Origin of the sequence: Prevotella aff. ruminicola Tc2-24 (genome assembly GCF_900110895.1) — a bacterium.
Taxonomy (GTDB): domain Bacteria; phylum Bacteroidota; class Bacteroidia; order Bacteroidales; family Bacteroidaceae; genus Prevotella.
The window spans coordinates 310,470-324,036 of record NZ_FOIQ01000003.1 but is presented as its reverse complement, the minus strand read 5'-3'; the positions used below and the strand labels follow the sequence as shown (position 1 = coordinate 324,036).

Annotated in this window: 8 protein-coding genes; all 8 read left to right on the top strand. The window is 50.4% G+C overall.

Going from position 1 to position 13,567, the window contains the following annotated elements:
• The first annotated feature begins 72 nt into the window (after positions 1-72).
• The 8 genes from BMY63_RS07660 (at position 73) to BMY63_RS07625 (ending at position 13,567) form a co-directional block, all read left to right on the top strand.
• Positions 73-810 (top strand): porin family protein, encoded by a 738-nt coding sequence (locus tag BMY63_RS07660; protein ID WP_091915788.1) that lies wholly within the window; start codon positions 73-75, stop codon positions 808-810.
• A 156-nt stretch (positions 811-966) separates the two neighbouring features.
• Positions 967-3,384 (top strand): FtsX-like permease family protein, encoded by a 2,418-nt coding sequence (locus tag BMY63_RS07655; protein ID WP_091915786.1) that lies wholly within the window; start codon positions 967-969, stop codon positions 3,382-3,384.
• A gap of 21 nt (positions 3,385-3,405) precedes the next feature.
• Complete coding sequence (locus tag BMY63_RS07650; RefSeq protein WP_091902096.1) at positions 3,406-4,068, top strand: ABC transporter ATP-binding protein; 663 nt, start codon at positions 3,406-3,408, stop codon at positions 4,066-4,068.
• A gap of 113 nt (positions 4,069-4,181) precedes the next feature.
• Complete coding sequence (locus tag BMY63_RS07645; RefSeq protein WP_091902094.1) at positions 4,182-5,408, top strand: sugar MFS transporter; 1,227 nt, start codon at positions 4,182-4,184, stop codon at positions 5,406-5,408.
• 314 nt (positions 5,409-5,722) lie between these two features.
• Entirely contained in the window at positions 5,723-8,914 is a 3,192-nt protein-coding gene (locus tag BMY63_RS07640; RefSeq protein ID WP_091902091.1) for a SusC/RagA family TonB-linked outer membrane protein, read from the top strand.
• 50 nt (positions 8,915-8,964) lie between these two features.
• Positions 8,965-10,497 carry a RagB/SusD family nutrient uptake outer membrane protein gene (locus BMY63_RS07635; RefSeq protein WP_091902260.1) on the top strand — a complete coding sequence of 511 codons (1,533 nt, stop codon included), beginning with the start codon at positions 8,965-8,967 and terminating at the stop codon, positions 10,495-10,497.
• A 53-nt stretch (positions 10,498-10,550) separates the two neighbouring features.
• The gene (locus tag BMY63_RS07630; RefSeq protein ID WP_091915784.1) at positions 10,551-12,452 is read left to right on the top strand and encodes a hypothetical protein; all 1,902 of its coding nucleotides are present in this window, start codon (positions 10,551-10,553) and stop codon (positions 12,450-12,452) included.
• Positions 12,453-12,463: 11 nt separating this feature from the next.
• Positions 12,464-13,567: a family 16 glycosylhydrolase gene (locus BMY63_RS07625; protein WP_256218972.1), complete on the top strand. Its 1,104-nt coding sequence runs from the start codon at positions 12,464-12,466 to the stop codon at positions 13,565-13,567.

Here is a 13,567-nt window from a genome sequence, read left to right as displayed (position 1 = left end):
AATTAACGGATAATCTTGCAAGAAATCCTGTCATGCTTGGTTCTAGTAAGAAAAGTAGTTAATAAAGGCATTATGAATAAATTGAGAGTTGGTCTGTTGGGACTGGTGTTGGTGTGTGTTGGCCTTGTGGTGAAAGCCCAGGATGTTAACTGGCAGGTGAGGGGCGGAGGTGACTGTGCCACCATCATTGGTGGCGTGACCAATATCGATACCCAGTTTGGATATCATCTCGGAGGTACGGCTGATATCGCTTTGAGAGAAGATGGCGTTTTACGTATCCAACCCTCTCTTCTGTTCTCACAGAAGGGGTGGACATTTGATGGCTATTATGGTAGCGAACAGATTCTGGAAGCAAAATATAGTACCCGGTTACATTATCTGGAACTTCCTGTGCCGTTGGCGGTCCGCTTGCGTATAGGAAAGGAGTGTTTTGTCACATTTAAGTTTGGACCTTATGTGGCGTACGGCTTGAATGCGAAGACTACCATGGAGGTCATGAACACAGATGCCAAGGAGACCTTCAAGGCGAACCACTTCAGTAAGTCATGCGACTTCTATGGTGATGCCTACGATAAGGAGAAACGTCATGTGGACTATCCGAAACTTAATCGTTGGGATGTGGGGGTTGCAGAGGGCATCGATCTGACGCTCAACCATGTTATAGTAGGTGTGAATCTCTTTTATGGTCTTACACCACTCTGTAGGTCTGGCTTTATGGGAAATCCTGTCGCCAATGTCCTGACCTCATTGATGTTTGGTCGTCATCCCAAGAATTTTACAGTAGGACTCTCTCTCGGCTATCAGTTCTGATGGCTTTATGTTTTTTTGTCCAGAAGTTAGACAGCAAGTGTCTAATTTCTGGACATGTTTTTGGCCCGTCAATTATACCGCATGTTGATTATCAGTGTGTTACGTTTCTGGCACGGCGTTTGATAGAGTGTTAAGAAAAGAAACGTAACGATAAAGATGAAACTATTACAGAATTTAAAAATGGCCGTGCTGAATATCCCTCGTAAGGGACGGCACAACATCGTGAAAATCCTTTGTCTTGGTGCCGGCATGGCGATGGGTGCCGTGATAATAGCCGAGGTGTATTACGAACAGACGTATGATACATGGTTCCCGAATCATGAGAGGACATACCTCGTTAATGAGATGATTGTTCATGACGGGGAGTATAAGGAGTATCCCCAGACCTCGGGCGCTATCGCCAAAGGATTGAAAGATAACTGTCCTCAGATCGAGGCTGCCACAAAGATAGGTGATGCAATCTACGACATGTACTTCATAACCGATGATGAGAAAGAGTTTAAGCTCACCATCCCGATTGCAGATCCTGGCTTCTTTGACGTGTTTGGCAATCGTGTTGTGCATGGCGATCTCAAGAAGTCGCTTGACACTCCAATGCATTGTGTTGTCAGTCGCTCGTTTGCCGAGAAGATAGGCGGTGGAAATGTTGTTGGCAAGCATCTGACCAATAAGAATAAAAAGGAGGATTACCTGACGATAGGCGGGGTCTATGAGGACTTCCCCTACGGCTCGTCCTTCCATGGGATAGACGTGATACTTGCTTTTGATACCTTCAAGGCCAGTAGGGATTTTAGCAATATGTGGATTGGAGCAGACCGTTTTCATTCCTATGTTCGTTTGCAGTCAGGTGTGAAGCCCGAGGATCTGAAGCCGAATATACAGAAGATGAAAGATGCTCATGGAGAGTTTGCCGAAGCAAAGAAGGCGGGCGTAGATATGGATTTCAGTTTTACCCAGATCTCGGATGCCTATCGTCAATCGGATATTGTGAAGCGTATGTGCTGGATCATGTCGCTATTGGCGGTCATCCTTCTGTTCTCAACGGTGATGAACTACCTGCTCATCGTGATTGGTAATATGGTCGGACGCTTCCGTGAAATGGCTGTCAGGAAGTGCTATGGTGCAACCCCGAAGAACGTCCACGCGATTGTGTTGACAGAGGCTATAGTCCATGTGGTACTTGGCATTGGTGTAGCTGCCTTATTACTTTTTCTCTGTAAGGGTACGGTTGAGGAGTTGATCTCAGCGCCGCTTAAGGTACTGATATTCAACCGTGGTGCATGGCTGTTGGGACTGATGGTTCTTGTGGTGATCCTCGTTGGTGGCGTGCTACCGGGTTGGCTTTATGCACGGATTCCCGTGACGGCAGCCTTCCGTGGGGTGAGTGAGGCGAAGCATCGTTGGAAACTTGGTCTGTTGGCTTTCGAGTTCCTGGCAGTTGGTCTGTTGTTCTGTCTGCTGATGGTGGTGCATCGTCAGTATCAGATGATGGTAAACGATCATCCCGGTTACGACTACGAGAATCTGGCCGTGGTAACAGTCAATGGTGTTGATAGAGCCGCACGTAAGAGAGCAGAGACCGAGCTCCGTAAGATGCCTGAGGTAGAGATGGTCTCGTCGGCTCATAGCTTGCCTATCCATGGAGCCAGTGGCAATAACATATATCTGCCTGGTGAAGCCCAGGAACTCTTCAACGTGGCCGATCAGTACGAAGTCACCGACAATTATTTCCAGTTGATGAACATCCCCATCGTAGAAGGTCGTGGCTTCACGGCACATAGCGACTCTCTCCACGAGGTGATGGTCGATGAGCGCTTTGTAGAAAAAATGAAGAAAACTGTTGGTTGGACGGGTAGTATCGTTGGCAAGCGGATCTCTATAACGGAGCATAACATGAGTCCTGCGGCATTGGCCAACGACAATGTACTAACCAGTGGCGATGTCTTCCACACGATCTGTGGTGTGTATAGAAACTATCGTATCGGTTCGCTGATGTATACCGATCAGCGCCCAAGCGTGCTCTTCTATTCAAGCAATGGAGCAACGCATCAGATGGTCAAATTCCACAAGCTGACACCTGAGAACATCGAGACGGTGAAACATCGTCTGGAGGAACTCTACCCGAATCATGAGGTTGACGTGACGGCCTATAGCTTCTATGTGTGGGAACAGTATACTGTTCAGAACCACTTCCGTAAGGGCGTGATGATCTGTGGCTTGATGATTCTGTTAATCTCGCTGATCGGACTTATCGGTTATGTCATCGACGAGGTCAATCGCCGACGTAAGGAGATCGCTATCCGTAAGGTGAACGGCGCCACGTTGACCAACGTCCTACGGATGTTCATCAAGGACGTGACGGTGGTGGCACTACCGGCACTCGTCCTGGGAGCGGTAATCGCTTATTATATTGCTAAAGAATGGTTACAGACGTTCTCTGAGAGAGTGTCGCTGAATCCGATCTATTTCTTGCTATGTATCCTCGTTCTCTTGATCGTAATTGTGATCGTGGTCGTAGCCAATTGTTATAAGATTGCCAATAGTAACCCTGTAGATTATCTGAAAACAGAATAAAATAATAAAGAAATAATAGTTATGATTAAAGTAGAAAACCTGTGTAAGTCGTTCCGCACAGAGGAGGTGGAGACGATTGCTTTAAACAATGTGTCGTTTGAGGTGAACGACGGCGAGTTCGTGGCCGTGATGGGACCTTCCGGTTGCGGCAAGTCGACATTGATGAACATCCTTGGTCTGCTTGACAACCCCACCAGTGGCAAGTATTTCATCGGCGACCGTGAGGTGGCAGGCCTCAAAGAAAAGGAACGCACGGAAGTGCGCAAGGGCGAGATCGGGTTTGTGTTCCAGTCGTTTAACCTGATCGACGAGCTCAACGTGGCAGAGAACATCGAACTGCCATTGACCTACCTGGGCGTACCGAAGGCAGAACGTAAACAGCGGGTCAAGGACATCATGACCCGGATGAATATTGCTCATCGTGCCGGACATTTCCCTCATCAGCTCTCAGGTGGTCAGCAGCAGCGCGTGGCCATCGCCCGTGCCGTTGTCTTCAATCCGAGAATGATCCTTGCCGACGAGCCGACGGGTAATCTCGACTCGAAGAACGGTGCCGAGGTGATGAGTATGTTGACGGAGTTGAACCGTGAGGGTACGACCGTCATCATGGTGACTCACTCTGAACACGATGCTTCATTTGCTCATCGTGTCATCCGTCTGTTCGACGGAGAGATCGTGAAATAAAGATTGTTGTTATGTTTTGTATCTTTGCGCTTAGAAAGCGCAAAGATACTTCGTCTCGGTAAAAAAGAAACAAGTTTCTTTGTTTTGCTCTCGACTTTTCGTACCTTTGCAGCATGAGAGACGAAAAAAACGGATTGTTCCGTCAGAACGGCATCAATTATCTGGTACCGTTCATCCTGATTACCACCCTTTTCTTCCTCTGGGGGTTTGCAAGAGCTATCCTTGATGTGCTCAACAAGCACTTCCAGAACCAGTTGCATATCTCCATCACCGAGTCGTCGCTGATACAGGTGACAACCTACATGGGCTATTTCCTGATGGCAATACCTGCCGGTCTGTTCATCAACCGTTTCGGCTATCGCCGTGGTGTCGTCTTCGGACTGTTACTATTCGCTATCGGGTCGCTGCTTTTTGTACCCTGTACCGAGGCAGGTACACTCTATGCCTATCTCTTTGCCCTCTTCATCATCAGCTGTGGGCTGGTCTTTCTGGAGACTGCAGCCAACCCCTATGTGACAGAACTGGGTGCCAAGGAGACGGCTTCCAGTCGCTTGAACCTCTCACAGTCGTTCAACGGACTGGGTTGCCTCTTCGCCACGTTTGCCGTGGGACAGTTCCTGTTTGGTAGCAACGGACAGGGGAGTGTGGCCTTGCCATATGTGATCCTCGGGATGGTGGTGTTGGTGATCGCACTACTCTTCTCAAGGGTGAACCTGCCGGAGATCCGGCATGACGACGGACTGGAGGAGAAGGCAAAGTATGGACGTGAGCCGTTATTGCGAATCTGGAAGCAGCGTTATTTCGTCTATGGTCTGATAGCACTACTCGCTTATGAGGTAGCGGAGATATCCATCAACAGTTATTTCATTAACTATGTCACCGGACAGGGATGGATGGACGATCGTACGGCCTCCATGGTGCTGACCGGTGCTCTGGCCTTTTTCATGGTGGGACGTTTTGGCGGTAGTCTGATTATGCGTCGCCTCCCGGCCGAGACCATGCTCCTGATCTGTGCCTGTGGTTGTGTAGCCAGCACCATGCTGGTGCTCATGAACTTCGGTATGTACTCGATGATCGGCCTGTTGGGTATCTATCTTTTCGAGGCGGTGATGTTCCCCACTATCTTCTCTCTTGCCATCCGCGACTTAGGCAGTCTGACGAAGAGTGCCTCGTCGATTCTGATGATGACCCCTGTGGGCGGTTGTGGTTTCCTGCTTGTGGGTATCATTGCCGATGCGACGAACCTCGTCATCCCTTTTATCATCCCTCTGGTTTGTTATGTCATTGTAGGACTCTTCGGCTTCGGACTGGTGGTACATCGTGATGAGAATAAAGTCTGAAACCATGCATTTGTAAAGAATGCATCATTAATGTAGTTTATACACCTCTATATTACGTCCACTCTTTTTTGAAAGGGTGGACTTTTTATATGTCTGATTATAAACGTCTTAGTCTTTCTTGTGTGGCGTGCGAATCCACTTTTCTGATTCATGCTCATGAGTAGAGTCTCTTTTTTATATAAATTTGCATTCGGAAAGCTACAAGACGAGATAGGCCTTCATAACATACCTGAAAATGACCGGCCCCCATGTCGAGGAAGAGAAAAACTGATGGCTACATTCTAACTTAAATATTAACAATAATCAGACAAAGTATGAAAAAAAGCAGGTTCATGATGATGTTGTTGGCACTCCTGGTGTCGATGACATCTTTTGCCCAGGGAATTCTGGGAACTGTGATCGACGAGAGCGGAGAGCCCGTAATCGGAGCCTCTGTTGTCGAAAAAGGTAATCCTCAGAACGGTGCCATCACCAATCTTGATGGTCAGTTCACGTTGAAGGTCAACGAGGGTACACCTATTATTATTACTTATATCGGCTACACCACTCAAGAGGTGAAGGCCAGCAGTCACATGCGCATCACGATGAAGGAAGATGCACAGACACTGCAAGATGTGGTCGTCATCGGCTACGGTGTGCAGAAGAAGAGTGTGGTTACCGCCTCTATCGCCAAGGTTAGCTCAGAGGACCTTGAAGGAAAGACCCGTCTGCGCGCCGATGATGCCCTGAAGGGCTTGGCAGCAGGTGTGAACGTCACGTCGGCCAATGGTCAGCCTGGATCGCAGTCGATGATACGTGTGCGTGGTACCGGTACAATCAACGACACCAACCCACTTTATATCATTGATGGTATGCCTGCCGACCAGTATGGTCTTGAGAGCGTAAACCCCAACGATATCGAGAGTATCGAGGTGTTGAAGGATGCAGCCTCGGGCGCTATCTATGGAGCCCGTGCCGCCAACGGTGTTATTCTGGTTACCACCAAGAAGGGTAAGATAGGTAAAACCCAGATTAACTATAACTTCAGCTACGGATGCCAGAGCGCATGGAAGCACCGTGATGTGACCAGCGCTACCGACTATGCCATCCTGCAGAACGAGAAGTATGTGAACGGAGGACAGAAACCCCTGTATGCCGACCCTTACAACCTGATCGATGCCAATGGTAATAAGATCGTAGGCTTCGGTACAGACTGGCAGGAACTGTTGTTTAACGATAATGCCCCTGTCGTACAACACGACGTGTCTGTCAGCGGTGCATCCGAGAAGGTTAACTATTACCTTTCTATGGGTTATTACACTCAGGATGGTATTGTGGGTGGAAACTATGGCCGCTCGAACTATGATCGTCTGACACTACGTTCAAACAACCAGTTCAATATCTTTGACGACTCTAAGGAACGTTCGTTCCTGAACAAACTTGATATCAGCGCCAACCTCAGTTATATGCGTACGCATAGTACTGGCATCGATACCAACTCTACATGGGGCTCGCCTCTGGGTTCTGCCCTTTATCTGGCTCCATTGCTGCCAGTAACGCTCACGGGTGATGTGGCTCAGGATATGATTGACCGTTATAGCGCGTATGATCTGTACCGCGATGCTAACGGTGATCCTTATACGATTCCGAACTATGTGGGTAGCTATCAGGAGCAGAATAACCCCATCGCCATGATGCAGGGCAACCCCAGCAAGGGCTGGAGTCATAAGTTCATGCCTAAGTTCGCGATTGACCTGCAGCTGTGGGATAACCTGAAGTATCATTTTACATGGAGCGCAGAGCAGTCGTTCTGGGGCAGCGATGCTGCAACGGTTACGAAGTACTACCTCTCGGGTAACAACAACTCCGACCATACGCAGGCTTCATCCGAGAAGGCCAATGCCACACAGTGGCAGGTGGAGAACACCCTGACCTACGATAAGGAGTTTGGCAAGCACTCGATAGGTGTTGTGCTGGGACAGAGTGCCTTGAAGTACAAGGGTAGCTATGTAGGTGCATCGCATTGGAACCTGATCAACATAGGTAAGCCATATGTTGACTATACCACTGGCGGTAGCATTGAGACGACTACCGATGCTGATGGACATATCACAGGCGTGAAGAGTCTGGTCAATGGATGGGCCGGTCCATACGTTGAGCATCACCTTGCATCGCTTTTTGCACGTCTGAGTTATAACTACGACGAGAGATATATGTTCCAAGGCACGATCCGTCGTGACGGATCGAGCCGATTCGGATCGAATAATAAATATGGTGTGTTCCCTTCATTCTCAATTGGATGGAACATCATGAACGAGAAGTTCATGGAGAGCACACGCGACTGGCTGACCAACCTGAAGTTCCGTGCCAGTTGGGGTAAGAACGGTAACGAGAATATCGGTGACTTCCGCTACACGGTGCTGACCACCACAGGTGGCACCAGCAACTACTACTTCGGACGTCAGGCAGCCATGGTCTACGGTTCGAAAGCCAATGGACTGGCCAACGAGAACCTGAAGTGGGAAGAGAGCGAGCAGACCGACTTGGGTATCGACCTCGGATTCTGGAACAATAAACTGACCTTCACCGTTGACTATTATATCAAGAAGACCAACGGTATGCTGATGACCATGCCTATCCCATCGTATGTCGGCGAGACCAAGCCTATCGGTAATGTCGGCGACATGGAGAACAGTGGTATCGAGTTTGAGTTGGGTTACAAGTGGAACGTGGGCGATGCTCACTTCGCTATCAAGGGTAACGCCTCTTATCTGAAGAACAAACTGAAGAACCTGGGTAACGACACCGGTTTCCTGAACTACGGTATCTCGCAGTTCAGCGATGGTGGCACACGTGCCGAGAATGGTCAGCCTTTCCCGTACTTCTATGGATACAAGACGGCGGGCGTGCTGCAGAACAAGGCCGAGGCCGATGCTTATAATGCGAAATACGGTACGAGCTCTAACCCTGGCGACCTGATCTTTGTTGATGTGGACAACGATGGCTTCATTACCAGCAACGACCGCACCAAGATTGGTAAGCCGACACCCGATTGGACTTTCGGTATGAACTTCAACGCTGAGTGGAAGGGCTTCGACCTGAACCTTTTCTTCCAGGGTGTGAGTGGTGCCGATATCTTCGACGCTACCTGGCGACAGGACATTGAATCGGGTAATTATCCCACTTGGGTGCTGAATCGTTGGACTGGCGAAGGTACGTCGAACAAGTTACCTATGCTGAAACTGGGCGACTCGAAGAACTGGGTGGTTAGCGACATCTACGTACAGGATGGCAGCTACCTGCGCCTGAAGAACCTCGCACTGGGCTACACGCTGCCCCGTCAGCTTACGCAAAAGGCTCGCATCGAACGCTTCCGCGTTTACGTACGTGCCGAGAACCTGTTCACTTGGACTAAGTACTGGGGATTCGATCCTGAGATTGGTACGGGCAGCACCTCAATGGGTGTAGACTACGGTGTTTATCCACAGGCACGCATCTTTACTGTAGGATTTAACCTCTCGTTGTAAGAATGGAAGGATTGAAGGATTTAAAGTTGAAATACATTAAAAGAAGTATTATGAATACGAAGATATATAAAGTGATGTGCGCTGGAGTGGTAGCAGTAGCGCTGACCGCTTGTAGCGACGATTTCCTGGAGGTGACGAATCCTACCGGAGAGCCTCTGGAGGAATATTATATGACCGACGAGCATCTGAGCGAGGCTTGTACTTCGGCCTATGCCCCTCTGCACTGGCCCGACTGGGATGGCAGTGCCTATAACGACCTGACTTGTGATGCTGAGATCATGGGCGATGACTTCTGGGTAGGTGGCGCCAGCATCAGTGACAACCAGCACTGGCATAAGCTCTTCAACTTTGAGGGCGACGGCAACAACACACTGGGAACCCTCTGGGGTGATTTCTATAGTGGTGTCAAGCGTTGTAACGACGTGATCAAGTACTGTTCCTGGGGTGGTGGTGACAGAAAGAACCGCCAGTCGTATGAGATGCAGGCCCGACTGTTGCGTGTCTACTATTATAATATCTTGTGGCATTACTATGGCAATGTGCCCTTCTATCTTGAGAACCTGAGTGAGCCATATACGGCTCCGCAGATGAAGGCCGATGAGATCTATGCCCAACTGATGCCTGAGCTGGAGGCTATTATCGCATCGGACATACTGCCCATGCGCTGGGATGTGGCCGAGAGCGGTCGCGTGTCACAGGCAATGGCCTACATGCTGTATGCTGAGATGGTGATGTACCAGAACGACTCAGCCCGCTATCCTACTGCCCTGAACTACATGAAGCAGATTATCAGCGACTCTCAGTATCAGCTGAACCCCGACTTCAAGGATCTGTTTGATGAGAGTGGTGAGTGGTGTGCCGAGAGCATCTTCGAGATCAACTATGAGGATGATAACGGTCAGCGCGACTGGGGCACTCCGTTGCACGCAGGTGGTACCGTGTTCCCAACGCTTTGCTCGCCCAACGGTTGGGCTGGCGGTGACGGTTGGGATACTGGTAACGACGGCTGGGGATTCCTGCCCATGCGACTTGAGGCTTACAACATGTATGCCGAGAACGACAAGCGCCGTGACGTGACCTGTTGGGACGTACGTAGCTACACCTACGCAGAGCGTTATCAGGATACGCACATCTGGCATGGTAAGTATCGTCCGCAGAGCGCTAATAATCAGGACTGCCCTGCATCGAAGAACCTGAACTATAACAACAACAAACGTATCTATCGCTATGCAGAGACCTTGCTGAACGCCGCCGAGCTACTGTTGCAGACTGGTGGCAGTGCTGCCGAGGCTGCAGGTTATGTCAACGAGGTACGTGCTCGTGCAGGTCTGAGCAACCTGAGTAGTGTCACCATCGATGACATCCTGACCGAGCGTCACCTGGAGTTCTGCGGTGAGGGTAAGCGTTATTTCGACCTGGTACGTGCCGAGGGTATCAGCGGCGCCACACAGAAGGCATCAACGATACTTGTGCCCGACAGCTATGGCTATCGCACGAACTCATGGACACCCAGCAAGAAGTACATTCCTCTGTCACAGAGTGAGCTCGATGCTGATAACACACTTGTTCAGAACAACTATTAATAGTTGAAGAATGGAAGAATTAAAGAATAGAAATTTGAAATAGCAAAAAGATTATGAAGAATCTGTTTATATATTCAATAGGAGTTCTGTTGACAGGTGTGATGATGACTGCCTGCTCGCCCGAAAGCTTCGACGGCGCAGACCCCAATGGTATTCCGTCAGTAAGCGATGTCGACTTTAGCATCAACGTTGATCAGGAGACCAACCAGATGATTGCCACATATACACCGCAGCCTGGTACATACCCTGTGTGGATCATAAATGGCACCACATATTCTACCTTGCAGGAGGTCGGTTATCAGAATCCTGAGGCTGGTTCTTATACTATCGACCTGAAGCTGGGTAACCGCAATGGCTTCAGTCAGGGCGTCGTGTCTAAGTCTTTCACTTTCAATGAGACCAAGATCGACTATAGCGCCGACTTCAAACGTCTGTGTGGTAAGGAGTGGCGCATCGCCAACCGCGAGGTGGCTCACATGGGTTGTGGTCCTGCCGGAACCGACGGTGCTGGCTGGTGGAGTGCTCAGCCCGACGATAAGAAGGACTTCGGTGTCTACGACGACCGCATCACCTTCACCGCCGATACTCGCAAGGGCGGTTCTTATACCTACAGTGCTGGCGAGGACGGTATGACCTATGTAAACGTGGGTACCAAGTGGGGCGCAGGTGCCGATGCCGATATCGACGTTGCTCTGGGCAACCAGACTTCAACATGGAGCTTCGAGGTGTACGACTGGGAGGATGCCGAAGGTAACGTTACCAAGCAGACTTATATCCAGTTGGCCGCCAACACACTATTCCCGTATATCTCTGGCGATGCTCAGTACGAGAATCCTAAGTTCCGTATCGAGGAGTTGACGGCTAAGAAGATGATATTGGTTTACGACGCCCCCGACCGTAGTATAGCCTGGCGCTTTGTCCTGACCAACGGCGAGGATGAGCCTGATAATAACGACACCCCAAGTGCCGACTGGGATTATGCCAGTGGTGCGAACCTGTGGAAGAGCGTTGACGACGGTACACTGTTCGAGGCCTTCGGCTACTGGTTTGCCGACGACAGTTGGACAGCACTGCCCACGCAGCCTGAGGCAACCCACAACGGCGATGTTTACGAACTCACCATCCCTGAGGGAACAGGCGGTAGTCAGTGGCAGGGTCAGTTCCATATCGACACCAAGCTCACGGCAAGCGCAGCCAAAGCCTACAACTTCTATCTGGTGATGGAGGCCGACAGCGATTGCCCGGGTGTAACCTTCAAACTGACCGACGCTGGCGATAGCAACTTCTTCATCGAGGAGCGTAACGACGTAAAGGCCGACGTGCCATTCGTGCTGAAGCGCGAGGGCGTGACCCTGAAGGAAGGCAAGGATGCCGATGCCATCCGACTGTTCTTCGACTTTGGTGGTGCACCTGCTGGTACTCACATCAAGATCAGTAAGATTTACTTCGAGGAGGACGTTATCATCAATTACGATGATGCCAACAACCTGTGGAAGGGTGTTGACGAAGGAACCGTAGGCAGTGAGTTCGGCTATTGGTTCGCCGACGACAGTTGGACAGCACTGCCCACACAGCCTGTGGCAAAGCACAGCGGCGACACTTACGAGATCACACTGCCTGAGGGCATGGGTGGCAGTCAGTGGCAAGGTCAGTTTCATATCGATACCAAGCTCACGGCATCAGCTGCTAAGGCATATCACTTTAAGATGGTCGTTGAGGCCGACGATGATTGTCCTGGCGTAACCATCAAACTGACCGATGCTGGCGATACCAACTTCTTCTGTGAGGGTCGTCACGATATCCAAGGCGGCAAACCGTTCGAGTTCGTTCTGAAGGGTGCTACTCTGAAAGAGGGCAAGGATGCCGATGCCGTCCGACTGTTCTTCGACTTCGGAGGTTCGCCCGCAGGCACCAACATCAAGATAAGTAAGATTACGCTTATAGAAGCTCAATAACAGAATAATTAATGAAACGTTGCATGCTTAACACGCTATTGCTCTCACTCACCGTGGCCCTTTGGGGCTGCGGTGGGGGTGGCGATGAACCGGAGCCCGTTGCTCCGTCAATCACCACTTCGGTGGAGTCCATCAGTGCACCTGCAACTGGGGGCTCTTATACCATCAGCGTGACCACCACCGGCCAGGAATGGGGTGCCTATGCAGAAGGTGACTTCATGAAGGTATCTGCCCAGAACTCGTCAAGTCAGATGGGTACGGTATCAGTCATCGTGCCCGAGAACCCCAATACCACGGAGCGTGCAGGTAACGTTGTCATCATGTCGGGTGTCGCCCGAAAGAGCATCCGTATTACACAGGCCGCTGCAGAGAAGCCGGCTTATCATGCCCCCGATGGTTATACACTGGTATGGCAGGATGAGTTCGAGACGGGGTCGGAACTGAATGCCGACGATTGGACCCATGAGGTGAAGAACTCGGGATGGGTGAACCATGAAATGCAGAACTACGTGAATCACAAGACTCCTGACGGCGCGCTGGTGACTCAGGTCAAGAACGGAACCCTGCGCATCACGGCTCTGAAGGAGAATGGTAAGGTTTACTCCGGACGTGTGTATGCCAAGGTGAAGCAGGGCTGGACCTACGGTTATATTGAGGCTAGCATCAAACTGCCAAAGGGCAAAGGCACATGGCCTGCCTTCTGGATGATGCCTGTGAATTTCCGCTCATGGCCTGCCGATGGTGAGATTGATATCATGGAAGAGGTGGGCTATCACCCCGACTACGTATCGTCGAGCCTGCATGCCAATGCACATGTGCATTCGAACAACACGCAGGTTACCCACGAGATGAAGTGTGCAGGTGCCGAGGGTGAGTTCCATACTTATGCGATCCTCTGGACGGCCAATAATATCACCACCTATGTGGATGGTAAGGTTCAGCTCAGCTACGACAACCGAGGACTGGGTAGAGACGATTGGCCCTATGATGAGCCTTTCTATGTGATCCTCAATCTGGCGTGGGGTGGCGACTGGGGCGGTGCTCAAGGCGTTGACGAGGGTGCCCTGCCTGCCACCATGGAAGTAGACTATGTGCGTGTATTCCAAAAGAAGTAA